General features: G+C 64.2%; 26 protein-coding genes. 20 read left to right on the top strand and 6 right to left on the bottom strand.

Annotated features, from left to right (window positions below; all coding sequences use genetic code 11):
• Window positions 1-25: 25 nt before the first annotated feature.
• The gene (locus DJFAAGMI_RS15545; RefSeq protein ID WP_043003580.1) at window positions 26-1,195 is read right to left on the bottom strand and encodes a porin; all 1,170 of its coding nucleotides are present in this window, start codon (window positions 1,193-1,195) and stop codon (window positions 26-28) included.
• A 230-nt stretch (window positions 1,196-1,425) separates the two neighbouring features.
• The gene (locus DJFAAGMI_RS15550; protein ID WP_211457795.1) at window positions 1,426-2,478 is read right to left on the bottom strand and encodes a porin; all 1,053 of its coding nucleotides are present in this window, start codon (window positions 2,476-2,478) and stop codon (window positions 1,426-1,428) included.
• 329 nt (window positions 2,479-2,807) lie between these two features.
• Here DJFAAGMI_RS15550 and coq7 point away from each other — a divergent pair, with 329 nt between their 5' ends.
• Entirely contained in the window at window positions 2,808-3,425 is a 618-nt protein-coding gene (gene coq7, locus DJFAAGMI_RS15555; protein ID WP_211457796.1) for a 2-polyprenyl-3-methyl-6-methoxy-1,4-benzoquinone monooxygenase, read from the top strand.
• A 79-nt stretch (window positions 3,426-3,504) separates the two neighbouring features.
• On the opposite strand, the gene DJFAAGMI_RS15560 is transcribed toward coq7, so the two are convergent.
• On the bottom strand, window positions 3,505-3,957 hold the full coding sequence (locus DJFAAGMI_RS15560) for an OsmC family protein (protein WP_012837016.1): 453 nt from the start codon (window positions 3,955-3,957) through the stop codon (window positions 3,505-3,507).
• Window positions 3,958-4,340: 383 nt separating this feature from the next.
• On the opposite strand from DJFAAGMI_RS15560, the gene ilvA reads away from it, so the two are divergent.
• The 3 genes from ilvA to DJFAAGMI_RS15575 all read left to right on the top strand — a co-directional run bounded on the left by ilvA (window position 4,341) and on the right by DJFAAGMI_RS15575 (window position 7,661).
• A complete protein-coding gene (gene ilvA / locus DJFAAGMI_RS15565) occupies window positions 4,341-5,894 on the top strand; it encodes a threonine ammonia-lyase, biosynthetic (protein ID WP_019043008.1) in 1,554 nt (517 codons plus the stop codon).
• 104 nt (window positions 5,895-5,998) lie between these two features.
• Window positions 5,999-6,826 (top strand): adenosylcobinamide-GDP ribazoletransferase, encoded by an 828-nt coding sequence (locus DJFAAGMI_RS15570; RefSeq protein ID WP_211457797.1) that lies wholly within the window; start codon window positions 5,999-6,001, stop codon window positions 6,824-6,826.
• Between the two features lie 271 nt (window positions 6,827-7,097).
• A complete protein-coding gene (locus DJFAAGMI_RS15575; RefSeq protein ID WP_211457798.1) occupies window positions 7,098-7,661 on the top strand; it encodes a histidine phosphatase family protein in 564 nt (187 codons plus the stop codon).
• Here DJFAAGMI_RS15575 and DJFAAGMI_RS15580 read toward each other — a convergent pair.
• Complete coding sequence (locus tag DJFAAGMI_RS15580; protein ID WP_211457799.1) at window positions 7,654-8,124, bottom strand: general secretion pathway protein C; 471 nt, start codon at window positions 8,122-8,124, stop codon at window positions 7,654-7,656. The genes DJFAAGMI_RS15575 and DJFAAGMI_RS15580 overlap by 8 nt on opposite strands.
• A gap of 46 nt (window positions 8,125-8,170) precedes the next feature.
• Here DJFAAGMI_RS15580 and gspG point away from each other — a divergent pair, with 46 nt between their 5' ends.
• The 10 genes from gspG to DJFAAGMI_RS15630 all read left to right on the top strand — a co-directional run bounded on the left by gspG (window position 8,171) and on the right by DJFAAGMI_RS15630 (window position 17,799).
• The gene (gene gspG, locus DJFAAGMI_RS15585; protein WP_043003586.1) at window positions 8,171-8,623 is read left to right on the top strand and encodes a type II secretion system major pseudopilin GspG; all 453 of its coding nucleotides are present in this window, start codon (window positions 8,171-8,173) and stop codon (window positions 8,621-8,623) included.
• A 232-nt stretch (window positions 8,624-8,855) separates the two neighbouring features.
• Window positions 8,856-9,263, top strand: a complete 408-nt coding sequence (locus DJFAAGMI_RS15590) for a type II secretion system protein GspH (protein WP_211457800.1) — start codon at window positions 8,856-8,858, stop codon at window positions 9,261-9,263.
• Entirely contained in the window at window positions 9,260-9,625 is a 366-nt protein-coding gene (gene gspI, locus DJFAAGMI_RS15595) for a type II secretion system minor pseudopilin GspI (RefSeq protein ID WP_211457801.1), read from the top strand. Before DJFAAGMI_RS15590 ends, gspI begins: the two co-directional genes overlap by 4 nt.
• Before the next feature lie 3 nt (window positions 9,626-9,628).
• A complete protein-coding gene (locus DJFAAGMI_RS15600; protein WP_211457802.1) occupies window positions 9,629-10,321 on the top strand; it encodes a PulJ/GspJ family protein in 693 nt (230 codons plus the stop codon).
• Window positions 10,318-11,388, top strand: coding sequence for a type II secretion system minor pseudopilin GspK (gene gspK, locus DJFAAGMI_RS15605; protein WP_249334358.1), 1,071 nt, complete (start codon window positions 10,318-10,320; stop codon window positions 11,386-11,388). Before DJFAAGMI_RS15600 ends, gspK begins: the two co-directional genes overlap by 4 nt.
• Before the next feature lie 45 nt (window positions 11,389-11,433).
• Window positions 11,434-12,660, top strand: a complete 1,227-nt coding sequence (gene gspL / locus DJFAAGMI_RS15610; RefSeq protein ID WP_211457803.1) for a type II secretion system protein GspL — start codon at window positions 11,434-11,436, stop codon at window positions 12,658-12,660.
• Window positions 12,657-13,199, top strand: coding sequence for a type II secretion system protein GspM (gene gspM, locus DJFAAGMI_RS15615; RefSeq protein WP_211457804.1), 543 nt, complete (start codon window positions 12,657-12,659; stop codon window positions 13,197-13,199). Before gspL ends, gspM begins: the two co-directional genes overlap by 4 nt.
• Before the next feature lie 9 nt (window positions 13,200-13,208).
• Complete coding sequence (gspN, locus tag DJFAAGMI_RS15620) at window positions 13,209-14,039, top strand: type II secretion system protein N (protein WP_211457805.1); 831 nt, start codon at window positions 13,209-13,211, stop codon at window positions 14,037-14,039.
• Window positions 14,040-14,042: 3 nt separating this feature from the next.
• Window positions 14,043-16,424, top strand: coding sequence for a type II secretion system secretin GspD (gene gspD, locus DJFAAGMI_RS15625; RefSeq protein ID WP_211457806.1), 2,382 nt, complete (start codon window positions 14,043-14,045; stop codon window positions 16,422-16,424).
• Window positions 16,425-16,437: 13 nt separating this feature from the next.
• The gene (locus tag DJFAAGMI_RS15630; protein WP_211457807.1) at window positions 16,438-17,799 is read left to right on the top strand and encodes a GspE/PulE family protein; all 1,362 of its coding nucleotides are present in this window, start codon (window positions 16,438-16,440) and stop codon (window positions 17,797-17,799) included.
• A gap of 3 nt (window positions 17,800-17,802) precedes the next feature.
• Here DJFAAGMI_RS15630 and DJFAAGMI_RS15635 read toward each other — a convergent pair whose 3' ends face one another.
• Window positions 17,803-18,981, bottom strand: coding sequence for a helix-turn-helix transcriptional regulator (locus tag DJFAAGMI_RS15635; RefSeq protein WP_211457808.1), 1,179 nt, complete (start codon window positions 18,979-18,981; stop codon window positions 17,803-17,805).
• Between the two features lie 170 nt (window positions 18,982-19,151).
• Between DJFAAGMI_RS15635 and DJFAAGMI_RS15640 the strand changes: the two genes are divergently transcribed.
• The 5 genes from DJFAAGMI_RS15640 (at window position 19,152) to DJFAAGMI_RS15660 (ending at window position 24,107) form a co-directional block, all read left to right on the top strand.
• Window positions 19,152-21,110 carry a hypothetical protein gene (locus tag DJFAAGMI_RS15640; RefSeq protein WP_211457809.1) on the top strand — a complete coding sequence of 653 codons (1,959 nt, stop codon included), beginning with the start codon at window positions 19,152-19,154 and terminating at the stop codon, window positions 21,108-21,110.
• A gap of 95 nt (window positions 21,111-21,205) precedes the next feature.
• Entirely contained in the window at window positions 21,206-21,490 is a 285-nt protein-coding gene (locus DJFAAGMI_RS15645; protein WP_012837001.1) for a hypothetical protein, read from the top strand.
• A 45-nt stretch (window positions 21,491-21,535) separates the two neighbouring features.
• Window positions 21,536-22,543: an LLM class flavin-dependent oxidoreductase gene (locus DJFAAGMI_RS15650; protein WP_211457810.1), complete on the top strand. Its 1,008-nt coding sequence runs from the start codon at window positions 21,536-21,538 to the stop codon at window positions 22,541-22,543.
• A gap of 124 nt (window positions 22,544-22,667) precedes the next feature.
• Window positions 22,668-23,357 carry a helix-turn-helix transcriptional regulator gene (locus DJFAAGMI_RS15655; RefSeq protein WP_039049554.1) on the top strand — a complete coding sequence of 230 codons (690 nt, stop codon included), beginning with the start codon at window positions 22,668-22,670 and terminating at the stop codon, window positions 23,355-23,357.
• 93 nt (window positions 23,358-23,450) lie between these two features.
• Window positions 23,451-24,107 carry a glutathione S-transferase family protein gene (locus DJFAAGMI_RS15660; protein ID WP_211457811.1) on the top strand — a complete coding sequence of 219 codons (657 nt, stop codon included), beginning with the start codon at window positions 23,451-23,453 and terminating at the stop codon, window positions 24,105-24,107.
• Window positions 24,108-24,179: 72 nt separating this feature from the next.
• Here DJFAAGMI_RS15660 and DJFAAGMI_RS15665 read toward each other — a convergent pair whose 3' ends face one another.
• Window positions 24,180-24,929 (bottom strand): SDR family NAD(P)-dependent oxidoreductase, encoded by a 750-nt coding sequence (locus DJFAAGMI_RS15665; protein WP_211457812.1) that lies wholly within the window; start codon window positions 24,927-24,929, stop codon window positions 24,180-24,182.
• 159 nt (window positions 24,930-25,088) lie between these two features.
• Between DJFAAGMI_RS15665 and gspF the strand changes: the two genes are divergently transcribed.
• Complete coding sequence (gene gspF, locus DJFAAGMI_RS15670) at window positions 25,089-26,312, top strand: type II secretion system inner membrane protein GspF (RefSeq protein WP_211457813.1); 1,224 nt, start codon at window positions 25,089-25,091, stop codon at window positions 26,310-26,312.
• Window positions 26,313-26,345 lie beyond the last annotated feature (33 nt).

Below are 26,345 nucleotides of genomic sequence, written 5' to 3' on the forward strand. Positions count from 1 at the left end.
TGGCTTTTGCATCCAAGGATTTGCCTCAGAAGCGATGACGCAGACCGATGGTAATGCCGGTACGCTTTTTCGCGCCATTGGCATCAAGCATCACGCCCGCACCGCCCTTGGTCTTGGTGTGGTCCACCGCGAAATATGCATCGGTACGCTTGGAGAAGGCATAGTCGGCCACGGCAACGATAAAGTCAGCCTTGCCATTGAAGGCGCCAGTCGCCGATCCCGATTGCTTGGCATGGTAGTAGTGCATGCCGGCATTGAGCTGCGGAGTGACCTGGTAGCCAAAGCCCACCTTGAACATCTCACGCTTGTTGGCAAAATTGCCAGGTGCATTGCCCGCGATAAAGCCACCATTGGACGAACCTGTCCAATATGCGTTGAGCAAGCCGGCATCAAAAGCAGCACCTGCGCCCGCAGCCGCCAGACTATCCTTGACCTTGTTCTGGCCATAACCAGCCATCAGATAAAGAGGCCCGGTGCGATAGGAGCCGCCCAATGTCCAGGCATCCACATCGGTGCCGGCCGGCAAGGTCGAGCGCTGGAAAGCGCCACCCACAGAAATGCCGTTGGCAGAATAGCGCAGATAGCCACCTGCCGTCTTCAATGCCAGTCCGCCCGGAGTCATATCCACTCCAGCCCCTTTCTTCGCAAAGGTATTGCTTTCGTCAAACGAGTACTGCAAGCCCGCACGAACAGGGCCAAACTCGGCCACGTACTTCAGCATATTGTTTGCACGCGCGCCCAGAGACATGCCGATTTCAGGCTTGTAGGCATCCATATAAGGGGAATATGGGAACGATGCGTAGGTGGAGGTCACCAGATCGAACAAGACGTTGTATTGGCGACCCATGGTCAGCTGACCAAAGCTGGTGCTGCGCAAGCCTACCCAGGACTGGGCGAAATAAGGCTGTGCGGTGCTTGGAGTGCCGGAATCCGTCCAGAAACGATTTTCCAGATTGGCAATCGCCGACAGGCCGCCCCCCAGATCTTCCTTGATATTGATACCCCAGCGGCTTTCGGACATGCCGCCGCCAATCATTTTGGTCAGACCGCTTTTATTCGCTCCCTCATTATTCGTATGGCGAATTGCCGCATCCACAATGCCATATAGCTGAACGCTGCTTTGTGCATATGCCAGAGTTCCCATGGTTCCCAGCACAGCCAAGGCCAATGTTTTTTTCACAAATGAAGCTGCCATTGTGTTGCCTCTCTCTTAATTCAATTCGCAAACAGTTGGTGGAAAATTCATTCTAGAAATGCTTTCCTCAACCGCGCGAGCATTGGCACAAGCGCAACACAGGCCTTTCCCTCTGGGGGCAAACCTCTCAGCAATCACCCTTTAAGGTCTAACCCGGAAAAACAAAAAAAGGCCTGTCTTTCGACAGGCCTTTGGCTTTTAAGCAGTTACTGGCTTACACCAGCAATTGATTAGAAAGCGTGGCGGATACCAACTTGCACGCCAGCTTGGTTACGGCCGGAACCGTCAGCCTTCAGGCCCACGGTGTCGCTCACACCCTTGGCAGCCAGAGCGATAGCGGAACCGTCTTGGTTCTTCAGGTAAGCAACAGTGCCGTACAGAGCAGTGCGCTTGGACAGGTTGTGCACATAGCCCAGCGACAGTTGGTGAGCCTTAGCAGGACCTTCTTGGTCGTAGTAAGCGTACTGAGCCTTCACTTCGCCCACGCCACCCACGGGAGCGGACACGCCCAGCAGGTAGTTACGGAACTTGGCGCTGGAACCAGCATCGGGCTTGTACTTGATTTGCTGAACGTTACCCACAACCTTGGCCACGCCGAAGTTGTAAGAAGCGCCGATGGACATTTCGTCACGGTCGCCAGTGCCGCCGTTCAGAGTGCCGTAAGCAGCAGTCACGCTCAGGGGGCCGTTGTCGTAGCCAACGTTACCACCAGCATAACGGCCGGTCTTGCCCACGCCTTGCTTTTCGTCGAAAGCGTAGCTCACGTTAGCAGTGAAGCCGCTGAAGTTGGGCGAAGAGTACGACACCATGTTGTTAGCACGGATGGTGTTGGCGTCAGCACCGAAAGCACCGCCAGCAGTCGACCAGGCCTTGAAGCCCAGGTTTTGGCCGATACCGGTAGCGCCGAACAGGTCATACTTCAGACCAGCACGGAAAGTGGGGGTGGTTTCACGACCCAGGCGAACTTCACCGAAGTTGCCGGACAGACGCACTGTGGATTCGCGCTTGAAGTTGAAGCCGGAAGCATTGCCGTCGTCACCGAAGATTTCGCCTTCCAGCCAGAAGCCAGCCTTCAGACCGCCACCCAGGTCTTCAGTACCGCGCAGGCCCAGTCGGCTAGTAGCGTTACCGCTGCTGTGCACGCCGTACTTGGCATCGTTACCGGAAGCGTTGTCCACGTAGGAAACGCCGGTGTCAACGATACCGAACAGAGTCACGGAAGATTGAGCCATTGCGGCGCCGGAAGCGGCCAGCACTGCCAGGGCGATCAGAGATTTTTTCATTACGAGTTACTCCAAGGTTTAGAAGGGCGCCGGTTCTATGGGAGAGAGACTTGAGCCTCGAGCTCCACCGGTTTCCCGCGCCAACCTCCTGGTGGGGAAGTTGGGTCTATTGCACCAGACCCCCGAGCCCAGCGCAAAGGAATTCACCCAAAACTGCTCGATTCGGCGCGTTTTCGTTGCACCACCGCAACAAACTCCAGACCGCACTAGCGGGCACACCCTTAGGGGTTTCAGCCTAGCATTGCCCCAGCGCAAGTTGCGGATGAATCACTCTGGTGTACCTTATGTGCATTGACGCCACACGGGCGCCGCACTGAGCTCTTTTCACCATGGACAAGTTTCTGACCGCTGCCGATGCAGCTCTTCGCACTCTCTTTGCCGACCCGGTTGCCTCCGAGCGTTCGCCCGCTACAGGAATTGCCGAAGCCGATTTGAGTGATGAGCAGCGACGGCTCTCTGCAGCCTTGATGCGCGTCAATCATGTAGGGGAGGTCTGTGCCCAAGCCCTGTACAACGCCCAGGCCATGGTCACCAAGGACATGGAGCTGCGCGAGCATCTGCTGCACGCCGCGCGCGAGGAAATGGACCATCTGGCCTGGACCCGGGAACGCCTGCATGCCCTGGGTGGCAGGCCTTCGCTGCTGAACCCGCTGTGGTTTGCGGGCGCTTTTACCATCGGCACGATTGCTGCCAAGTTCAGCGATGCCGCCAGCCTGGGTTTTGTGGTCGAGACCGAAAACCAGGTCTCCGCCCACCTGGGCAGCCATCTGGGCCGCCTGCCCGAGGAGGACGAGGCGTCACGAGCCGTAGTGGAGCGCATGAAGGATGACGAGGAACGTCATGCCGCTGCAGCGATCGACGAAGGTGCGATGCAACTGCCCCCGATTGCTCAGGGACTGATGCGTGTGGCCGCCAAGGTCATGACGATTACAGCGCATCGCATCTGACCTATCACACCGAGGCAGGCACTTTGTTCAACAAAAAAACGGGCCTTAGCGGCCCGTTTTTTGTGATCGTGAGTGCGCCTCAGGCTTCGACGATGTCGAAACCCGTAGTGATTTCTGCCGTCTTGCCCAGCATGATGGTGGCCGAGCAGTATTTGTCGTGGCTCATGGCGATGGCGCGTTCGACGGCGCCGGCAGGCAGGTTCTTGCCGCTGACCGTGAACTGCATGTGGATCTTGGTGAACACCTTGGGATCGGTCTCGGCGCGCTCGGAAGTCAACTGCACGCTGCAGCCCTTCACATCGTGGCGACCGCGCTTGAGGATGAGCACCACGTCGTAGGCCGTGCAGCCGCCGGCGCCGGCCAGCAGCATCTCCATGGGGCGCGGAGCCTGATTGCGACCGCCGTTGGCCGGATTCTTCTCGTCCGGTGCGCCGTCCATATTGACCACATGGCCGCTGCCGGTCTCTGCCACAAAACCCATGCCCGAGCGCGTTCCGGTGGCCGCGCCTGTCCAACTAACCGTGCATTCCATTGTTTTTCCTCTCGAAACTGTTGCAATTTTGCATCAAATACATAAAAACCCGAATCTTTTGATGCACAGAAAACACAAGCCTCATACAATACAACCCAAGCGTTACCTGTGAGGTCAAACCCGCAGGCAGACTGCAGATTACTGGTTAATCCCGATCTGTATCGCACCCTTTGTCTCCTCCACCTCCTCTAATGGTGGATTCAGCCCCTAGCTCTTGAGCTAGGGGCTTTTTTTCGTGCCTGCTCCCTGGGTTTCTCAGAGCAACAGCATGCACCTCTTGAGCGAGTACTGCAGCGCAGCAAGCAAGCGCCTATCATGGTCGGCTTCCATGCACCCGGCAGGCTGATTACCCTGGCTTCGGTGCTCTGCTTTCGATTTGCACCATGACTCAAGCCCTGACCCCTGCCGATTATCTGACTCGCATCCTCAATGCACGCGTCTATGACGTGGCCGTGGAGTCGGATCTGGACATTGCCAAGAATCTCAGCCGCCGCCTGCACAACAAAGTGCTTCTGAAGCGCGAGGACCAGCAGCCCGTGTTCAGCTTCAAGTTGCGCGGCGCCTATAACAAGATGGCCAATCTGACGGCCGAGCAGCTGCAAAAGGGCGTGATCTGCGCCAGCGCGGGCAACCATGCCCAGGGCACGGCGATGAGCGCCAAGAAGCTGGGCTGCCGCGCCGTGATCGTGATGCCCACCACCACGCCCCAGGTGAAGATCGATGCCGTGATCGCACTGGGCGGCGAGGCGGTGCTGGCCGGAGAAAGCTACTCGGACGCCTACAAGCACGCCGTCAAGCTGCAAAAGTCCGAGGGTCTGACATTTGTCCACCCCTTTGACGACCCCGATGTGATTGCCGGCCAGGGCACCATCGCCATGGAGTTGCTGCGCCAGCTGCAAAAGCTGGGCAGCCAGCGTCTGGATGCCATCTTCGTGCCCATCGGCGGCGGCGGCCTGATTGCCGGCATTGCCAACTACATCAAGGCCGTGCGCCCCGAGGTGAAGGTGATCGGCGTGCACACCAAGGACTCGAACGCCATGATGCAGTCCGTGCAGGCGGGCGAGCGCGTGGAGCTGGCCGATGTCGGCCTGTTCGCCGACGGCACGGCCGTGAAGCTGGTGGGGGCGGAAACCTTCCGCGTCACCCAGGGCCTGGTGGATGACTATGTGACCGTGGACACCGATGCCGTCTGCGCCGCCATCAAGGACATCTTCACCGACACCCGCTCCATCGTCGAGCCCTCGGGCGCTCTCGGCGTGGCGGCCATCAAGCAGTACGTGGCCAGGCACAAGACCAAGGGCGAAACCTACGCCGCCATACTGAGCGGCGCCAATATGAACTTCGACCGCCTGCGCTTCGTAGCCGAGCGTGCCGAGGTCGGCGAGGAGCGCGAAGCCCTGTTCGCCGTCACCATCCCCGAGGAGCGCGGCAGCTTCAAGCATTTTTGCGAGGTGGTGGGCAAGCTGCCCGGCGGCCCGCGCAACGTGACCGAGTTCAACTACCGTATCAGCCACGACAGCAAGGCCCATGTGTTCGTGGGCCTGACCACGCCGACCCGGGGCGAGTCGGAGAAGATCTGCAAGAACTTCCAGAAGAACGGCTTCGAGGCGCTGGACCTGACCTTTGACGAGATGGCCAAGGAGCATCTGCGCCACATGGTGGGCGGCCACTCGCCGCTGGCCCAGGACGAGCGCCTGCTGCGCTTTGTCTTCCCCGAGCGTCCCGGCGCGCTGTTCAAGTTCCTGAGCCTGATGGCGCCGACCTGGAATATCTCGCTGTTCCACTACCGCAACCAGGGCGCCGACTACGGCCGCATCCTGGTGGGCATGCAGGTGCCGGCCAAGGACCACAAGAAGTTCGACAGTTTCCTCAAGAACCTCGGCTATCCCTGGGTGGAGGAAACCGGCAATCCTGCGTACCAGTTGTTCCTGAAGTAAAAAACAGGAGCTGCTGCCGCTTTCCCTGCATGGATTTCAGATAGAAAAGACCCTGAAATCGATGAATATCAAGCGCAATCAGCTCCTTTTTTATTCACACCCCCATGCAAGCCCTGCGCCACTATCTGCTGGCCGTCCAGTTCTTCAGCCGCATCCCGGTGGCCGGACGTCTGGCGGCCTGGGTGGGCTGGAGCCCCGAGATGCAGCGTGCCAGCGCCGCACATCTGCCCGGCGTGGGCTGGCTGGTGGGCCTGTGGGCTGCGCTGCTGCAGGGAGCCCTGCTATGGCTGCTGCCGGCAAGTCCCTGGTCGCCGCTGGCGGCGGCGCTCATCAGCACCGCCGGCACGCTCTGGCTGACCGGCGGTTTCCATGAGGACGGCCTGGCCGATGTTGCAGACGGGCTGGGCGGCCTGGTGCCAGCCGAGCGCGCGCTGGAGATCATGAAGGACTCGCGCATCGGTGCCTATGGCGTGATGGCCCTGCTCATGGCCTTGCTGACCAAGGTCGTGCTGATCGCCCTGCTGCTGTCCGTCATGCAGCCGTTCTGGGGGCCGGTGCCGGTGCTCATACTCGTGTGCTGCATCCATGTGCTGTCACGCTTTGCGCCGCTGGTGCTGATGCACAGCCTGCCCCATGTCGGCCTGGCCGCGAGCAGCAAGACCCTGCATATCGCGGGCAGACAACTGGGCTGGCAAGGGCTGCTGACCGGCGGCCTCTGGTGCCTGCCGGCACTGGGCCTGCTGGGCTGGCTCGGCGTCTGGAGCTTTGTTCCCAGCCTGCTGGCGGCCATGCTGATCACCACCTGGCTGCTGCAGCGCTGGCTGCGCAAGCGTCTGGGCGGCATGACGGGCGATTGCCTGGGCGCTTGCCAGCAGCTCAATGAACTGGCGCTGCTGCTCGCCAGCTGCATCTATCTGCGCCAGTTGCTTTAGAACGTGTTTACGATCTCCTCGCGCCGCGACAGAGGCTTTGCGGGATAGGATGCCAGGCGCGATACCGCAGCAATAGCCGTGCTATTGCGAGGATTCGCAACGCCGCAGACCGCCCGCAAAGACACTGTCCCGAAGGGTTGGAGCGAAATCGGGCGATTTCTGTGCGCTGACTCTTGCTTGCACCCCGGTGCAAGCGGCGAGCCATCGCTTCGAACTCATCCCGATTGCGCCCCAACGCGGCTGCGTAGAGATCGCAAACAAGTTCTGAGGTATGAAAACACTATGGCTGGTGCGCCACGCGCGCCCCTTGATCGACATCGAGCGCTGTTACGGCCGCCTCGATATCGCCGCCGATGCACAAGCCACCAGGCAGGCCGCACAGGACTTGCTGCCATCTCTGCTGCCCCTGCATGGCCAGTTGCAGATCCGCCATTCGCCGCTAAAGAGATGCAGGCAGCTGGCGTTGGATCTGCAGGCACTGGAGCCTGATTTCGTCTCCACCCCCGACGGCAGATTGCTGGAGATGGATTTCGGCCATTGGGAAGGCATGCGCTGGAATGACATCGGCGAAGCCGCCATCAGCGCCTGGGCGCAGGATCTGGCGCTGCACGCGCCCGGCGACGGCGAATCCCTGGCAGACATGCTGCAGCGCGTTCACGAAGCGCTGCAAGACGCAGCCGCCGGCGACAGCGCACATATGGTGTGGATCTGCCACGCCGGCGTGGCGCGCTGCGCGCAATGGCTGCTGCAGCATGGCCGCCAGCTGCCGCAAAGCCATGAATGGACCTTGCCGGCGCCCGCCTATGGGCAGTGGCTGCGGCTCGAACTCAGTTGAATGACGCCATGGGCGGCCTGGGCAATTGCAGCACCGTGCTGGTCGGCCCGTTGGCAGGGCCCAGTCGCGCTTCGCGCGCCGCCAGAGATTGCAGAATCACGCCCTCTTCCACGGCTTCACCCACACGCACGGCCTTGCTGCCCTTGCCTTCCACGGCAATCACGGCGGCACCGCCACCGGTTTCATGCCCGGCCAGAACCCCGAGCAGCGCATAGCGGCTGGCCACTGGTGCAGCCACGGCGGCGACAGGCGCGGCGACCGCCCCCAAAGCCTTGGCCATGGCCTGGGCATTGGCCTGCACCGGCTGCGCAGGCAGGACCGAGGGTAACTGCTCACTGGCGCTGCCGACGAACCGGAGTGTCCAGAACACCACCACCGCAGCGGCAATCGCCCACAGCAGCAGGGTGGTGAGCTTGACCTGCATGGGGATGCCTTGACCAGGATTGAAAGATTGCGTTCGCATTCGACGATTATGATGGTGCAATACTGCATTTTTCCTACAGTTCCCAATGAGCACCAACTGCCGCCATCCGCTGTCTGCTATTCGCCACGCCGCATCGCGCGGCTTTACCCTGATCGAATTGATGGTGGTGCTGGTCATCATTGGCGTGCTGGCTGCCCTCATCGTGCCCAATGTGCTGGACCGTGCCGACGATGCCCGCGTGACCGCCGCCAAGACCGATATCGCCAATATCAACCAGGCGCTCAAGCTCTACCGTCTGGACAACCAGCGCTACCCCACGGCCGAACAGGGTCTGCAGGCGCTGGTGGTCAAGCCCACCACAGGCCCGGCTCCGCAGAACTGGAAGCCCTATCTGGAAAAGCTGCCCAACGATCCCTGGGGCAATCCCTATCAATACCTGAACCCCGGCGTGAAGGGCCCCATCGACATCATGTCCCTGGGCGCTGACGGCAAGGCCGGCGGCGAAGGCAAGGATGCGGATATCGGCTCCTGGCAATAGCAATGAGCCCCCACGCTCCCTCACAGCGTGTGGTCGCTGCCCCCAGAGGGGGCCCTGACCGGCTGGTGCCGGGGTTTGCCTTGGGGCGGCCCGGCGGCAACCCCGCATGCATCAAATGCCTGTAAAGCCGGCGCGCTCAGCCACAGGGACAGCCAGCAAGGGCCGCCCCGCAGCACAGGCTGTCGTCCCCCGGGGGGGAAGGCGCGCAGCGCTTCAGGGGGGATTCACACTCTTGGAGTTGCTGGTGGTGATTTCCATCATGGCGCTGGCAACAGCGGGGGTGAGCCTGGCCATACGCGACAGCGGAGAGCAGCAGCTCGAGCGAGAAGCCCAGCGCCTGGCCACACTGCTGGAGTCGGCACGCGCCCAGGCCCGCACCAACGGCACGCTGGTGGTCTGGCGCCCGCTGCCGCAAGGCTTTCGCTTCGAAGGCCTGCCGGCCAACGTCAAGATGCCCACGCAATGGCTGCAGACCGCCGTGCTGGTGCAACCCGCCACGCCCGTGGTGCTGGGGCCGGAGCCGCTGATTCCAAGGCAGAGCATCACGCTGTCGCTGCCCGGCAGCAACTCGGCGCCGCTGCAACTGGCCACCGACGGGCTGCGCCCGTTCAGCATTCAAAGCCTGCAGGTGGCGCCATGAAACACGCCCTGCAGCAACGCGGCTTCACGCTGATCGAGGTGCTGGTCGCGGTCGGCATTGTCGGCGTCACCCTGCTGGCCGGCCTTCAGGCCAGCAGCGCCCTGACGCGCAACGCCCAGCGCCAGTCCGACGTCATCCTGGCCCAGCTCTGCGCGCAGAACGAGCTGGTGCGACTGCGGCTGTTCAACCAGATGCCGGCAGTCGGCGACTCCACCATCAACTGCCAGCAGGCCGGCCGACAGATGCAGGTACAGCTCAGCGTGCGCCCCACGCCCAATCCCAGCTTCAGGCGCGTGGATGCCCAGGTGTTTTCCGAAGCGGCTGCGGTGCTGCGCGTCTCCACCATCGTCGGTCGCTACTGAATCATGAGCAGCATGCGCAACAGAAATCATGGTTTCACGCTGATCGAGCTGCTGGTCGCCCTGGCCGCCATGGCCCTGTTGTCCATCATGAGCTGGCGCGGCATCGACGGCATGCTGCGCGCGCAGGAGGTGACGCGTGAGCAGGGCGAGCAGCACGCCGTCATGCAGACCGTGCTGGCCCAGTGGAATGCCGATCTCAACGCGCTGATGCCGCTGCAGGGACGCCAAGTGCTGGACTGGGATGGTCAGGTGCTGCGCCTGACGCGCAAGACCAGCGCCGCCGTCGACAACGGGGCGCTCGTCGTGGCCTGGAGCCGGCGCAATGTGGACGGCCGCTCCCAATGGGTGCGCTGGCAATCGCTGCCCGCGCGCACGGTCAGCGAATGGAACGATGCCTGGAACCAGGCAGGTCAATGGGGCCGCAACCCCTCCAGCGACCAGATGCGCCGCGAAACCGTGCTGATACCGCTCGATCTCTGGCGTGTCTACTACTACCGCAGCAACGCCTGGACCAACCCGCAGTCCAGCGATCAGGGCGGCGATGACGGCAGCAGCGTCGGCAGCGACGGCAATCCCGTGCTGCCCACGGTGCCCGACGGCATACGCATCGAGCTGACCCTGCCGCCCGGCCGCGCGCTCAACGGCGTGACGACGGTGGACTGGGTCAACCCGCTGCGCTCCAACTCAAGATCATGAAATCCCCCCTGCGTCGCTTCGCGCCTTCCCCCCAGGGGGACAACCCCAACGCTGCGGGGCGGCCCTTGCCCGGGGTTTCCGGCTTGGGGCGCACCGGTTTCAGGCGCACACGCCAGCGCGGTGCAGCGCTGCTGGCGGCCATGCTGACGGTGGTGCTGGTCGCCACCCTGGCCTCGGCCGCGCTCTGGCAGCAATGGCGCGATGTGGAAATCGAGACCGCCGAACGCAATCGCGTGCAGGCCAACTGGTTGCTGCTGGGCGCACTGGACTGGTCGCGCGTGGTGCTGCAGGAGGACTCACGCGCCAACCGCAGCAACCCGGTCGATCATCTGGGCGAGCCCTGGGCCGTGCCGCTACAGGAGGCGCGCCTGTCCACATTCCTGGCCGCAAAGAACAATGTCAGCCAGGTGGACGACGGTCTTGCCGACATGCAGGACGCCTTTCTTTCGGGCGAGATCGTGGATCTGCAGTCGCGCCTGAATCTGCGCAATCTGCTCAGCGGGGCCGATTCGAGCGTGAAGGAGGAAAACCTCAAGCCTTTTCTGCGCCTGTTCGAGCGCCTGGGCCTGCCCAGCAGCTCCGCCATGCAGATCGCCACGGCCCTGCAGCAAGCCATGCGCGGCAAGAGCCAGGCTGCGCCGCTGATGCCGCGCACGGTCGGGCAGCTGGGCTGGCTGGGCGTCGATCCGCGCATCATCGCGCGCATTGAGCCCTATGTGTCGCTGCTGCCCGAACGCACCCTGGTCAACATCAACACAGCCAGCGCCGAGGTCATCTGGGCCAGCACCGAGGATCTGGACTGGGCTCGCGCCAACCAGTTGGTGCAGCTGCGCGACGCCTCACCTTTCAAGTCCCTGAGTGCTGCGGCTGCTGCCATAGGACTGACCGGCATCTTCAACAGTGCCACGCACTCCGTGACTACCAGCTATTTCGAAGCCCGTGGCCGCCTGCGCCTCGGGGACAACGTCCTGAGCCAGCGCTCACTGATTCAGCGCAAGGACATGAGCGTCAACACCTTGTGGCAGGAGCATGCCGACTGGGGGATGCCCTCAGTTGCCAGACACTGACACCCCGATGTCACACTGACCCCATAGAATGTTGCATCTTCCCTCATGAGCACATTGCTAATACAGCTGTCGGCGAAGCCCGCCAACTTCGCCACGGAATATCTCTACGTCCTCAGCGATGATGGTCAAAGCGTTCAGCGCAGCGGCCAGGCTGCGGCGTCTCTGCTGCCGGCCACGGGCCGCACCACCCAGGTCACCGCCGTCATCCCGGCCGCTCAGCTGTCCTGGCTCAGCGTCACCCTGCCCCCGGGCCTGAACGTGCAAGGCCGGCGCCAGCAGCGCCTGCGCGCCGTGCTTGAAGGTCTGCTGGAGGAAAAGCTGCTCGACGAGCCGTCCACCATGCATCTGGCACTGGACGCCGGCTCCGCCGCAGGCCAGACCTGTTGGGTGGCGGCCTGCGACAAGAGCTGGCTGCAATCCCATCTGCAGGCGCTGGAACACCAGGGCCATGCCGTCAGCCGCCTGGTGCCGGAGCAGTGGCCCAGCAGCAATCCGCAGCTGTTGCTGTCGGGCGACAGCCTGCAGCCCCAGCTCAGTGCCACCGGACTGGATGCACAGGCGGGGCTCGTGATCCTTCCTCAGCACGCGGACCCCATCCTGCTGCAGTCCCTGCTGGCGCGCCTGCCCGAGCAGCTGCCGGTGCTGGCCGAGCCCCATCTGGCCCGCAATGCCGAAGCGCTGCAGCGCCCGGTCAGCATCTTCACCGCCGCCCAGCGACTGCTGCAAAGCCATGGCTATGCCGGCGACCTGGCCCAGTTCGATCTGGACCTGGGCGGAAGCACCCGCGCCAAGCGGCGCCTGCTCGATGCCTGGCACGGCTTTGCCAAAGCCCCGCAATGGCGCGCCGCCCGCTGGGCTGCAGGCATTGCAGTCGTCGCCCAGCTGGTCGGGCTCAACGCCTGGGCCTTCAAGGAAAACCGCGCCATCGCACTGCGCCAGCAGCAGGCCAAGCAGGTGCTGCAGACCGCCTTCCCGCATGTGCCCGTGGTCATCGATGCGCCGGTACAGATGCAACGCGAACTGGATCTGCTGCGCAGCAACTCCGGCGCCCTGTCCGCAGGCGATCTCGAAGCACTGCTGGCCGCCAGTGCCGGCATCCAGGGCGTTCAGAACGCCAAGAGCCTGCAATACCAGGACAAGCAGCTGCGCATCTCGGGGTTGGACCTGAGCCCCGAAGCGCTGAGTGACGCACAGCAAAGTCTGCAGGCCAACGGCTATCTGCTGCAACGCGAAGAGGCGGAGCTGGTTCTCACTGCAAAGGCTCAGCCATGAAGCAGAAAAATGCCCTGAAAACCGCGTTGGCGCCGCTGCGCCAGCGCTGGAGCGCCCTGGCTCAGCGCGAACAGAATCTGTTGCTGCTCGCCGCCAGCGTGGTGCTGCTGGCCCTGCTCTGGTGGGTGGCGCTGGCACCGGCGCTGCACAGCCTGCGCACGGCCCCGGCACGCCACGCGGCAGCGGAGCTAGAACTGCAGAATATGCTGCAGATGCAGGCCCAGGCCGAGCTGCTGCGTCAGCAGCCGCAAGGCAATAGCGCCGATGCACGCTCGCAGCTGGAGCAGTCGCTCAAGACCGAGCTGGGCAACAGCGCCCGGCTGCAGTGGCTGGGCAACCGCGCCCAGGTCAGCCTGACCCAGACCGCCGCGCCGGCCCTGGCCCGCTGGCTGGCCCAGGTACGCGACAACAGCCATGCTTCGGTGGCAGAGATGAAGCTCAACCGCATCCTCGGTGAAACCGCCGACGACGCGGCCATCACCCGCTGGAGCGGCACTCTGCTGCTCGACCTGCCCGGCAACGCGGGCGGGCAGAACTGAACCCAGGCCATGAAACTGTCCCGGTCACGCCCCGCCAGCCAAGCCCTGCGCAGACCGCGCGAGGCGGGCGATCCGCGTTCGCCGCGCCGCTGGGCAGTGGGCGGTGCCTTGCTGGGTGTTTTGCTGACGGTGCTGGTCCAGGCTCCGGCGGCCTGGCTGGCGGCCGGCGTGCAATCGGTCACGGCCAGCCAGGTACTGCTGCAGGAGCCGCGCGGCACGCTCTGGCGTGGCTCGGCCCGACTGGTGCTGACCGGCGGCAAGGACAGCCAGGACCAGAGCAGCTTGCCCACTCGCCTGAACTGGACACTGCGCCCCAGCCTGAGCGGCGCCAGCATCAGCCTGCAAAGCGATTGCTGCACCAGCACCCCGATGCTGGCGCAGCTGCAGCCGGGCTGGAACGCCATGACGGTGCGCTTCAAGGACAGCGTGCTGCAACTGCCCGCCGACATGCTGGCCGGCCTTGGCACGCCCTGGAACACCGTGGCCCTGCAGGGCCAGTTGCGCCTGTCCACCGTCGGGCTGACACTGCAGTATCGCGCCGGCCGGGCCACCAGCCAGGGCCTGACGCGGCTGGAAGCATTGGCCGTATCGTCCAGACTGTCGTCGCTCAGACCCCTGGGCAGCTATCGTCTCGACATACAGGGCGGAGACAATGCCCAGCTGAATCTGACCACGCTGGGCGGCGACCTGCAGCTCAGCGGCCAGGGCCAATGGGTGGGCTCGCGCCTGCACTTCAGGGGCGAAGCCTCTGCCAGCCCCGAGCGCGAAGCCGCTCTGTCGAATTTGCTCAATATCTTGGGGCGCCGCCAGGGTGCGCGCTCCATCATCACCTTTGGTTGACCCATGACTCAGCATTCACGCACCGCCTGGCAAAACACACTGCATTCGATAGCTGTTGCCTCGCTTGCCGTCTGCATTTCAGCACCAATTCATGCTCAAACCCAGAGTGGACAAGCGAATGCCACTCCTAGTTTGCGACCAGGCGAGCCGGTCACGCTGAACTTCACCAATGCCGACATCGAAGCCGTGTCGCGCGCCATGGCCGCCATCACCAATCGCAATGTGGTGGTGGATCCTCGCGTCAAGGGCCAGATCACGCTGCTGACCGACAAGGCCGTCTCGCCGGCCACGGCCTACCAGCAATATCTGGCGGCGCTGCGCATGCAGGGCTTCACGGTGACGGAGTCGGCAGGTCTGTTCAAGGTGATTCCCGAGGCCGATGCCAAGCTGCAGGCCAGCGAAGTCGCCATCGGCCAGGGAGCACGCGGCAGCCAGGGCGGCGGACAGATCGTCACGCAGATCTTCAAGCTCAACTACGAGAACGCCAACAATCTGGTGCCCGTGCTGCGGCCGCTGATCAGCCCCAACAACACCATCAACGTCAACCCCGGCAACAACTCGCTGATCATCACCGACTACGCGGACAATCTGCAGCGCATCTCGCGCATCATCGCCAGCACCGATGTCTCCAACGCAACCGATGTGGAAGTCATCTCGCTGCGCCATGCCGTGGCCGCCGACATGGTGGCCCTGGTCAATCGCCTGATGGAAGGTGGCTCGGCCACCGCCGGCGGCGTGGTCCAGGCCGGAGCCGGCGCGGCCGCTGGCCAGGCGGATACCAGTTTCCGCACCTCCATACTGGCCGAGCCGCGCAGCAACTCGGTGCTGGTCCGCGCCGCCAACCCCGCCAAGCTGTCGCAGATCCGCTCGCTGATCGCGCGCCTGGACCAGCCTGCCATGATGGGCAATGGCGACGACGGCAACATCCATGTGGTGTATCTGAAGAACGCCGACGCGGTGTCCCTGGCCGCCACGCTGCGTGCCGCCATCAACGCCCAGACCAGCGCCAGCACCACCCTGGGTGGCCAGCAGGGCATGACGGCAGCGGCCGGCTCGAACACGAATGCGGCCACCAGCTCCCAGCCCGTGATTTCCCGCGGCACGGACGGCAGTGCCACCGTGGGCCTGGGCGGCGGCAACAGCGGCCCGAGCTCCCGCTTCGGCACCGCCCAGCAACCATCCACGGGCGGCATGATCCAGGCCGACCCCACGACCAACTCGCTGATCATCACGGCCCCCGGCCCGCTGTACCGTCAATTGCGCACCGTCATCGACAAGCTCGACGGCCGCCGCGCCCAGGTACTGATTGAAGCGCTGATCGTCGAAGTCTCCGCCGACAAGGCCGCACAGCTGGGCGTGCAGTGGAGTTCGGTGATCCGCAACAACGGCCGCGTGCTGGGCGTGCTCGGCAACGGCACCTCCATCAGCGGCATCTCCAACATCTTCGGCCTGTCGGGTGCCGTGGGCAATCTGGTCAACGGCACGGCCCTCACCGACAGCCAGGCCTCGGCCATCGGCAGCATGAAGGGCATGAACCTGGGCTTCACCCAGAGCGTCAACGGCAACACCAGCCTGGGAGCCCTGGTCAATCTGATGCAGGGCGACGGCGACACGAATATTCTGTCCACGCCCAATCTGATGACGCTGGACAACGAGGAAGCCAGCATCATGGTGGGCGAGAACGTCCCTTTCCCCACGGGCTCCTACACCAACACCGCAGGCACCTCGGGCTCGGTCAATCCGTTCACCACGTACGAGCGCAAGGACGTGGGTACGCTGCTCAAGATTCGTCCGCAGATCAACGAGAACGGCACCATCAAGATGGCCGTCTACCAGGAGAACTCTGCGGTCAAGCAGGGAACGGCGAATGCACAGTCCGGCGCCACCACCACCAAGCGCTCCATCGAGTCGAATGTGCTGGTCGAGGACGGCGCCATCGTGGTGCTGGGCGGCCTGATTGCCGACGAATACAGCCAGAGCCAGGAGCGCGTGCCGCTGCTGGGCGACATTCCGCTGCTGGGCAATCTGTTCCGCAACACCAGCCGCGAGCGCAAGAAGACCAATCTGATGGTGTTTCTGCGCCCCACCGTGCTGCGTGACGCCAACTCCACCAGCCAGCTCTCGCAGGACCGCTATGAGTCGATTCGCGGCATGCAGCAGACCGTGCAGCCCGACCCCAATCTGCTGATGCGCAATGTCAATGCCGCGCCTTTGTTGCCAGCCTCCAGCGGCGCAGCGCCGGCTCGCGCGGCCAATGTGGTCATCGTGCCCGGCGCCAAGCCCGAGATCGTGGATTTCACGCGTCCCGGCCAGCCCACGGTGGACGGCCAGCCCGTGACCGTGACGCCTGTGACGCCCGCCACCCTGCCTCCAGGCACCCTGTAAGCGAAGGCCACGCATGCGCTATCCACTGCCCTATGGCTTTGCCCGCAGCAGCCAGCTGCTGATCGAGGATGACGGCCAGGAGCCCGTGCTCTGGCATGGTCCGCAGCCCGACTGGGCGGCCATCTCCGAAGTGCAGCGCAAGCACGCGGTGCAGCGTTGGCAGCTGCTGGACAGCGGCGCACTGGCCCACCGCATCAGCGCGGCCTACGCGCAAAGCGATTCCAGCGCCGCCATGGTGGTCAGCGAGGTCGAGTCCGATGCCGATCTGACACGCATGATGCAGGACCTGCCGGCCGTGGAGGATTTGCTGGAAACCGCCGACGATGCGCCCATCATCCGCATGCTCAACGCCCTGCTCACGCAGGCGGCACGCGACGGCGCGTCGGACATCCATATCGAGCCCTACGAGCGCCATTCCAGCGTGCGCTTTCGCGTGGACGGCGATCTGCGCGAGGTGGTACAGCCCAACCGTGCCCTGCACGCCGCCCTGATCAGCCGCCTGAAGATCATGGCCGACCTGGACATTGCCGAGAAGCGTCTGCCCCAGGACGGGCGCATCAGCCTGCGCCTGGGCACGCGAGCCATTGACGTGCGCGTCTCCACCCTGCCCAGTGCCCATGGCGAGCGCGCCGTGCTGCGTCTGCTGGACAAGAGCGAGAGCAAGCTCAGCCTGGAAGCCGTGGGCATGGGCGGCGAGACGCTCAGGCGCTTCACCCATCTCACGGCGCAGCCGCACGGCATCGTGCTGGTCACCGGCCCCACGGGCTCGGGCAAGACCACCACGCTCTATGCCGCGCTGCAGCGCATGGATGCCAGCCATAGCAACATCATGACGGTGGAAGACCCCATCGAATATGAGCTTGCCGGCGTGGGCCAAACCCAGGTCAATGCCAAGATCGAGCTGACCTTTGCCAAGGCCTTGCGCGCCCTGCTGCGTCAGGACCCGGACGTGATCATGATCGGCGAAATCCGCGACTTCGAAACCGCGCAGATCGCCATCCAGGCCTCGCTCACCGGCCACCTGGTGCTGGCCACGCTGCACACCAATGACGCGCCCAGCGCCGTCACCCGCCTGATCGACATGGGGGTCGAGCCCTTTCTGCTGTCGTCCTCACTGCTGGGAGTGCTGGCACAGCGCCTGGTGCGCAAGGTCGATCAGAGCGAACCCAGCGGCTACCGGGGCCGGACCGGCATCTTCGAGCTGCTGGCGGTGGACGACGCCATTCGCGCCCAGATCCATCGCGGCGCCAGCGAGGCCGAGATCCGCGAGACCGCCATGGCGGCAGGCATGCAGCTGATGCGGGAGGACGGCGAACGCCTGGTGCGCGAAGGCATCACCACCCAAGCCGAGGTCATGCGCGTCACACGCGACTGAGGCTCACTCGCGCCAGCGCAGCATGGCCGGGCCCATGAGCAGCACGCGCACGAAATCGGCCTGCCGCCCCACCCCCACCTTGACCGCCGCCGATTTGAACTGCGAACGCGCGGTATGGATGGACAGGCCCTGCCTCTCGGCGAACTCCTGCAGGGTCCAGCCATTGATCAGCGCCTGGGCCAGTTGAGCCTCCGCCAGAGTGAGTCGGTAAAGATTGCGCAGCAACTCCTGCAGCGAGGGAATGCTCAGCGCCGGATCGCTGATCAGCAGCATGGCGGCACTGCGTTCGCCATAGGGACTGCTGTGCACGGGCAGCGGCGACACCATGACCTGCAACTGCTGTCCGGCCAGCCCTGTGAAGCGGCTGGCCCGCCCGTGGTGCTGCCCCCTGCCCAGCCCTGTGGCAACACAGTCCCGCATGGCTTTCTGCAGCCAGCGCTGGTCTGCGGCATTGGTGGCATGCAGGCTCTCGTCGGCCCTGCGATACATCAGCTGGCTCTGCTCCATCAGGCGCAAGGCCCGGCTGCTGGCATGCATCACCGTCGCACGTTCATCCAGAAGAACCACGCCCACCGGCAGGTCCTCCAGCACGGACAGCGATGCGTTGAGCAATGCCTGGGTGCGGTACAGGCGTCGGTGCATCGCAAACGCGGTCTGCAGATGCGGCATGAGCTGCTGCACAAGGCCCAGCTCTTCGGCGCTGTAGGCGCCCACCGCATGCGGCCTGACGACGGTGATGTTGAACGAGCGGTCGTGCTGGTTGTCGACCACGGCCGCGCAGGAATAGAACAGATCCTGAGGCTGCAGCCAGTCGCCATACCATTCGGTACCCGGCAGACTACGGTCGGGAAACAGGGCGGAGGAATTCACCACCGTGCCAGGTCTGTGCAGGCTCTGGTCCTGCAGCCAGACATTGCACTGGCAGTAGTGCGCGGCAAAGCTTTCGAGTTCGGCGGCGGCAAAGCCCTGGCTGGCGCCGAAAGTGCCGAAGCCCCCGTCCAGATCCACCGTCCGCTGCGCGAAATCGTTGGCCCAGATCACGCTGGCCGGTGAACGCAGGGCCGCTCCGAACAATGCCAGAAAGCCCTGCCAGCGTGCCGGCTCCAGCGCCGACTCATAGATGGCCGCTATCAATGCAGGAACCCGATCCTGCAACATCAAAGGCAGATGCGCTACCGCCATAGAGCCCCCTTCCAAGGCTCGCCACAGCAAGCGCCTGATGGCACTTCGCCGGGGATTTATTTCATTTACTCACACTTTGAAATCACTGCAAACCCTTCACCCATTTTGGTGATGTTTTCGCGACAACAAGTACTTACAAACAAGACAGCCACTCTCAACCAAAGGCTGCCATGTCACAAGCACCCACCACCACACCATTCATCCGCCGCTCAGTGTCCCTGGGCTCCCTGATCCTGATTGCCTCCATTGCCGGCTGTGGCGGCGGCAGCGACAACGCGTCTCCCGCACCGTCGCCCTCGCCCGCTCCGGCACCCGCCACCACTTCGGTCTCCACCACCGTGATCGACGGTGCCTTGCAGAACGTCAAGGTCTGCCTGGACAGAAATGACAACGGCAGTTGTGACAGTGAAGAGCCCAGTGCCGTCACCAATGCCTCCGGCCAGGCAAGCCTGGAAGTGCCCGAGGCCGATGCGGGCAAGTACCCGATTCTGGCCCTGGTCACCAAAGACTCCGTCGATGCCGACACCGGCGCCGTTCCCGTGGCCTTCATGCTGCGAGCGCCCGCCGATCAGCCTGGCGTCGTCAGCCCGCTGAGCACCCTGGTCCATGCGCACAGCCAGGCCACGGGCAGCAGCACCAGCGATGCTGCAGCAGCCATCCAGAGCCAGCTCGGCCTGGGCACTTCGGCGCTGGCGGATTTCACCCAGGACGGCAGCAACGCCGGCAAGCTGGCCGCCACCATGGCGCGCCTGATCGTGGTGACCACCCAGACCCAGCTCACCAACACGGCGGGCGCCACAGGCGTCGACGGCGCGCCGCTGACTTCGGTGCAGCTCAATGCCGCCGTCAACAGCGTGCTGCTGCAGCAGTTGCAAACCCTGGCCACGGCCGTGCTGGACAATCCCGCCCTCAGCGACACCAGCACCTCTATGAAGGACAAGCAATCCGCCATGGAGACCGCAGCCCAGCAGGTGGCCAGCGCCTCGGGCGTCACGGCCGGCAATGTGGGCCTGATCGCTGCCATGCAGGCGCAGACCACCAGCCCCGAGGTCGGTGCCCCCGCGCCAAGCACGCAGCTGCGCTGGCTCAGCTTTACCGACACCAGCAACTACTACATCCGGGCTTTCGAAGCCACGGCCGAACAGAACACGCCCGATGCCAACGGCAAACGCTATTTCACGGAGTTCCGCGAGCGCATGGTCGGCGGCCAGGAGCAGCCCTGGACCCGGCCGCAGGTCTATTGGACGGGCAGCGAATGGTTTGCCTGCCCCACCGATTTCGTACAGCAGACCACCAGCCTCGGCAGCGGCGAGACCGAATCCCTGTACTGCAAGAGCCTGGTCAGCAGAGCCAAGCAAAGCGTGCGCAATATCGCCGGCCTGAAGATGCGCGACATCGTCACCGAGATCCGCTCCGCTCCCTGGCAGGACTCTGCCGATGGCAGCTTTGCCAACTGGGGATCCAGGCCCGATCAGCTTCCCGCCGAAACGACCTTCCCCAGCGGCTCCACGCTCAGCTATCGCACCGTCACCGACCTGGGCGGCAGCGACTACTACCTGAGCAACAACACCAACCGCGCCACCATTCCGCGTGCCGATGCCCCGAACAACCCTGACTCCAGCACCTGGCGCAACGCGACGCTAGCGGAGTTCATCGCCTGGAACGCCGGCGACTTCGCGCCCAACGTCTCGGCTGCCGATGTGCATGGCAACAACGCACGCGTGCTGGTCGGCCGCCGCGACTATCTCAAGCCCGATGGCAGCGCGGCCTACAAGCGCTATATGGTGGGTTTCGAGAACGGCGGTGAGCAGCGCGCACGCTTTTATGAATGCGAGGGCGATATGAGCACCCTGCCCAACAACCGGACCCTGTTCATCAACGGAGTGTCCACCTGCAAGACGATCCTGGTCAGCAACTACAGCATCGCCACCCAGGCAGATGCCAAGGTGCTGCGCTTCACGCAGGAGCCCACCCAGCTCAACACCAGCAACTTCCAGAACTACCGCCTGTTCGTCGAACGGGGCGGCATCACCTATGTCGGCTATCGGGACAAGCAGATGGTCAGCAATCAGCAGCGGCTCAATGGCACTGCAGCCGATGCACTGCTTGCCGCCCTCGGCCTGAACTGACTCCCCGCCTCGCTGCACAGCCCACCTCTCGGTGGGCTTTTTCATGCATGGCCTCAGTCAGCAGCGGTCATTGAGCCTTTGCCAGAATCGTTGCCATGCTTGAAAACCTTCGCACCTCCGTCCAGCCCTATGGCGGCGATCTGTTTCTGCTGCTGATCGCCCTGGCTGTCATCAGCCTCGCCGTGCTGTTCAACCTCAAGGCCCGCCTGCCCGTGGACCAGTTACGCCGCGTGATCCGCATGGCGGCGCTGGTCGCCTTGCTGGGCTCGGTATTTGCCATGCAGGTCGGCAGCACCTACTACGCCATGGCCGCCGTGCTGCTGGCCTGGGGTGTGCTGGTCGGCATTGTGCTTGGACGTGAGATCGGCCGCAAACGCTGACTCGGAAAATGCTGCAAGCTATCAAAACCATATAGATCAATCGCCATGAAATCCCTGAACAACGTCAAGCTGTCCATGCTGGACCTGGTCGCCGTGCGCGAAGGCGGAACGGTGGCCGATGCACTGCAGATTGCCGTGCGCACCGCGCAGCAGGCCGAAAAGCTGGGCTTCACCCGCTACTGGCTGGCCGAGCACCACAATATGCCGGGCATTGCGAGTTCGGCCACGGCCGTGCTGATCGGCCACATCGCAGGCGCCACGCAGAAGATTCGTGTGGGCTCGGGCGGCATCATGCTGCCCAACCATGCACCGCTGGTGGTGGCCGAGGCCTTCGGCACGCTGGCCGAGCTCTACCCCGGCCGCATCGACCTGGGCCTGGGCCGCGCGCCGGGCACCGACGGAGCGACCATGCGGGCCCTTCGCCGCGACCGCGTGGAGACCGAAGAGGACTTCCCGCGCGACGTGCAGGAGCTGCAGCGCCTGCTGGGCGATCACCAGGATGGAGCACGCATCATCGCCATGCCCGGTGCCGGCACCCACGTGCCCATCTGGCTGCTGGGCTCCAGCCTGTTCTCGGCCCAGCTGGCTGCGCACATGGGCCTGCCCTATGCCTTTGCCTCGCACTTTGCCCCGCGCATGCTGCACCAGGCCCTGGCCATCTACCGTCAGACATTCAAACCCAGCGCCACCCTGGCCAAGCCTTACGCGATTGTCGGCGTGCCCGTAATTGCAGCCCCCAGCGATGAAGAGGCCCGGTTTCTGGCCAGCAGCACCTATCAGCGCGTGCTCGGCATTCTGACCGGCAACCGCACCCGCCTCATGCCCCCGATACCGGACTTCTGGGAGCAGCTGGATGGGCGCGCCCAGGCGGCGATTGCCGATTTTCTGGCCGTGGGCGTCATCGGCGGCCCGGATACCGTGCGCCAGGGACTGCAGAATCTGGCCGACGAGACCCAGGCCGATGAATTCATGATCGTCAGCGATGTCTATGACGCCGAGCTGCGCCTGCGCAGCCTGGAGATCACGGCTGGCGCCATGAACACCGCCTCCTGAGCGGGCCTGGCAGCTCCCTCCTCTCACGCTGCACGGAAGGGGGGAGCGCACAGAGAACGACAAACCAGCGTCCCGGCATGAGAGCATGCCAAACTCCTGCGTCGTTCTCCTCTGAATTTTTCCCATGAGCCGTTCCGCCCGTCTGCTGCAATTGCTGGATACGCTGCGCCGCGCCCGTCAGCCGCAGACCGGGCCCGAGCTGGCTCAGGCGCTGGGCATCAGCCTGCGCACGCTGTACCGCGACATCGCCACCTTGCGAACCCAAGGCGCCGACATTCTGGGCGACCCCGGCATAGGCTTCGAGATGCGGCCCGGCTTTCTGCTGCCGCCTCTGATGTTCAACGCCGACGAGCTGGAGGCCCTGCTGCTGGGCGCTCGCTGGGCCAGCCTGCAGGCCGATCCGCAACTGGCCCAGGCCGCCACCGCCGCCATGGACCGCATCCGTTCGGCATTGCCACTGGAGCTGCGCATTGCCGTCGACACCAGCGGCCTGCTGGTTCCCAATATGCAGAACGACCCGCCACCCGAGCCCTGGCAGGCCGCGCTGCGCCGCGCCATCCGCGCCGAACACAAGGTCGTGCTGCATTACCGCGACCAACATGGCGTGCCGAGCCAGCGCCGGGTCTGGCCGTTTGCCATGGCCTACTTCGAGCGCAGCCGCGTGGTCTCGGCATGGTGCGAGTTGCGTCAGGCCTTTCGTCACTTTCGCGCCGACCGCGTGGACGCGCTGGAGGATCTGGGCGAACGCTATCCGCAGCGACGCCAGGTGCTGATACAGCGCTGGCTGGATGAAACCGGCTACACGCTGGATTGAACGGCGCTGCTGACAGAAACTGTCAGCCCCCGCTCCTACATTGGCTGCATGGCGTTTTTGCCATGTCACAACAGCCCGCCAAGGAGAGCCGCAATGTCCACACCTCAACAACCCAAGCTGCGCTTTTTCAGCAACCCCAGATCACGCGCCCGCATGGTGCGCTGGATGCTGGAGGAATGCGGTGCCGACTATGAAACCGTTGAGCTGGAATTCGGGCCCGAGATGAAGTCGCCCGAGTACCTGTCCATCAACCCCATGGGCAAGGTCCCGGCGCTGCAGCATGGCGATGCCGTGGTCACCGAGACCGGAGCCATCCTCGCCTATCTGGCCGAGCTTTTCCCCGAGAAAAGACTGGCCCCGGCGATGGGCAGCCCGGAGCGCGCCAGCTACTTTCGCTGGCTGTTCTTTGTCGCCGGGCCGGTGGAGGCCGTCACAACCGCCCGCAACGAAGGCTGGCTGCAATCGCAAACTCATCAGCAGGCCATGAGCGCGGGCTTTGGTCGCTTTGACGATGTACTGAACACCTTGCTGCATGCGGTGGCCGGCAAACGCTATGTCTGCGGCGACCACTTCACGGCCGCCGATCTGTATCTGGCCAGCTATATCGGATGGAGCATGATGGACGGCAGCTTGCCCAGGCGGCCCGAATTCGAGGCCTATGCCACGCCGCTGCTGCAGCGTGCAGCCTCGGTACGCGCCGACGAGATCGACGGCGATATGCAAGCCGCCGCCATGGCGCCAGTCGCCTAAGGGTTTTGGCCTGCAGCGACCGCCAGTCAAGCGCAGGGCCATCAAGATCTACAGCAAACCGCTGCAGACCACTCAGCGAGCCAAGTAACCGCCGTCGACCGGGTAATAAGCGCCCGTCACAAACGACGCGCGGTCGCTGGCCAGCCAGGCCACCAGCTCGGCAATCTCCTCGGGCTGGCCCAGACGCCCCATGGGATGGGCCGCCACCAGCGCCGCATGCGTGGCAGGGTCCTGCTCCAGACCGCTGATCATGGGGGTCTGGATAAAGCCCGGCCCCACGGCATTGACGCGCACGCCCAGCGCTGAATATTCGAGCGCGGCGGCCTTGGTCAGGCCCAGCACGCCATGCTTGGCGGCCGTATAGGCCGCAGAGTTGGCAAAGCCCACGGCACCGAGGATGGACGCCATATTGATGATGGAGCCGCCGCCGCCCTGCAACATGGCGGCGATCTGGTATTTGCAGGCATAGAAGACGCCCGAGAGATTGACGCGCAGCACCTGCTCCCAGGCATCCAGCGGATAGTCGGCGGTGGGCGCGCTGACGCCGCCGATGCCGGCGTTGTTGCAGGCCGCATCCAGACGGCCGAAGTGGCGCATGGTCAAGGCCACCAGCGCTTCATGATCCGCCAGGCTGCCGGCGTCGGCGCGCAGATACAGTGCCTCGGCACCCAGCTCGCGCACCAGGGCGGCTGTCTCCTGGCCCTGCTCCTCGTTGAGGTCGGCCAGCACCACGCGCGCGCCTTCCCTGGCCCATGTCAGCGCCACACAGCGACCTATGCCGGATGCAGCTCCCGTCACCAATGCAACCTTGTCCTTGAGCATCGAAACCTCCCGTTCTTGAATCGGCAGACCATTGTGCCGAGCTCGACCGCGGCAGTCATGACCTGCATCAAGCCGGGTCCGCTCTCTCAAATGCCGAAGGGCTGACATCATTAGTCGCTACCATCTGCACTAAACCGTCACTGTCAGATCGATTCGCGCATGCCTGCCTTTACCTTTGAAGCCCTGGATGCCCAGGGCCAGACCCGCAAGGGCACCCTGGAAGCCGACAACGCCCGTGCCGCGCGCAGCCAGCTGCGCAGCCAGGCCCTGGTGCCGCTGCAGGTCGAGCCCGTCGCCGCAGGCCAGGGCCGGGGCCGGACAGGCGCATCCGGCTGGCTCACGCGCCCGGTCTTCAACTCCACCAGCCTGGCGGTCTGGACCCGCCAGCTCTCGGGGCTGGTCAGCTCCGGCCTGCCCATAGAACGCGCACTGGCCGCGCTGGCCGAGGAAGCCGAGGACGAACGCCAGCATCAGCTGGTCGCGGCGCTGAGGGCCGAGGTCAATGCCGGCTCCAGCTTTGCCAAGGCACTGGAGCAGCATCCACGCGAGTTTTCCGACATCTTCTGCGCCGTGATCGGCGCCGGGGAATCCAGCGGCAGCCTGGGCCCGGTGCTGGAGAATCTGGCCGACGACCTGGAGGCGCGTCAGGCGCTGCAGTCCAAGCTCATCGGCGCCTCGCTGTATCCGGCCATCGTGACGCTGGTGGCCATCGTCATCGTGATCTTCCTGGTCAGCTATGTGGTGCCGCAGGTGGCCGGCGTGTTTGCCGGCACCAAGCGTGCACTGCCGTTTCTCACCGTGGTCATGCTCGGCATCAGCGACTTTGTGCGCAGCTATGGCTGGTTCATGCTGGCCGTGCTGCTGCTGGCTGCCGTGGGTTTTCGGCTGGCGCTCAAGAACGAGGCATTTCGCGAGCGCTTCGATGCCCAGTGGCTGCATTTGCCGCTGATAGGCCGGCTCTCGCGCAGCTATAACGCAGCGCGCTTTGCCGGCACGCTGGCCATGCTGGCCGGAGCGGGCGTGCCCATTCTCAAGGCCTTGCAGGCCGCCGCCGAGACGCTGAACAACCGCGCCCTGCGCGCCGATGCCATGGATGCGCTGGTGCTGGTACGCGAAGGCGCGCCACTGGCCTCGGCCCTGGCGCAGAAGAAGCGCTTTCCGGGTCTGGTCGCCATGTTCGCCCGACTGGGCGAGCAGACGGGCCAGCTGCCGCTGATGCTGCAGCGCGCCGCAACCCAGCTGTCCACCGAGGTCCAGCGTCGTGCCATGCACCTGGCCACGATCCTCGAGCCCCTGCTCATCGTCGTCATGGGGCTGGTGGTCATGCTCATCGTGCTGGCCGTGCTCATGCCCATCATCCAGCTCAACCAGTTCGTCAAATAGGCCTGACAGGCCTGCGCCGGTGCGGAAGCACCC

Source organism: Comamonas brasiliensis (assembly GCF_018292285.1).
In the GTDB taxonomy this organism is placed as follows: domain Bacteria; phylum Pseudomonadota; class Gammaproteobacteria; order Burkholderiales; family Burkholderiaceae_C; genus Comamonas; species Comamonas brasiliensis.